Source organism: Piscinibacter defluvii (genome assembly GCF_004011805.1).
Lineage (GTDB): Bacteria > Pseudomonadota > Gammaproteobacteria > Burkholderiales > Burkholderiaceae_C > Piscinibacter > Piscinibacter defluvii.
The window spans coordinates 1,055-1,686 of record NZ_ML137208.1; positions in this window are offsets into that span (position 1 = coordinate 1,055).

The following is a 632-nucleotide window of genomic DNA, read 5'->3' on the forward strand; positions in this document are numbered from 1 at the left end:
CAACCAAAGGTTTTGCGTGCGCCCTAACGTTTGAGCTGAGGCGCGAGCGCCGGCGTGGCGCTTGGCCCGACGACCGGATGATGGACCAGACCGGTTGGCGGGCCAAGTGCCATGCCGGTGCGAGTCGGCTCCAGCGAAGGGTTAGGCCGCATTCCTTACGCGCCACATGAGCAAAGTGCCAACGGCTATGCCAACTGGTGCACCCAGCGCCCACAACAGTAGCTGCAGGATACTGGCTTCTTGAGGAGGAGTCGCCGCAACTGCGGATACCAACAGCAAGACGGCTACCACCGACGGAGCAATTCTGTCGCGCGGACTTGAGAGACGAGCACAGACGGCACCAGCCACAACAGCGCTCAGAAGGTTCGCTGCCATCAGCATGTACCAGCTTGCACCGTCTTGGGGGCTTAGTGTCGGCACCGCCATGCCCGCGGACGTAAGCATCAGGATCAAAAGAGCCGCAATGACGAACTTGGTGACCAGTGAGGCCGGAACTGCCAGCCAGGGGCTACGACGCATACGGGTGCCTTTCCGGCTCTTTGCTTTGCTGGCTGAGTACTAGCTGGGCGACCATGCGGCCTAACGTTTGAGCTGAGGGGCCGTAGCCGGGAAGGCGCTTGGCCCGCGAGGCG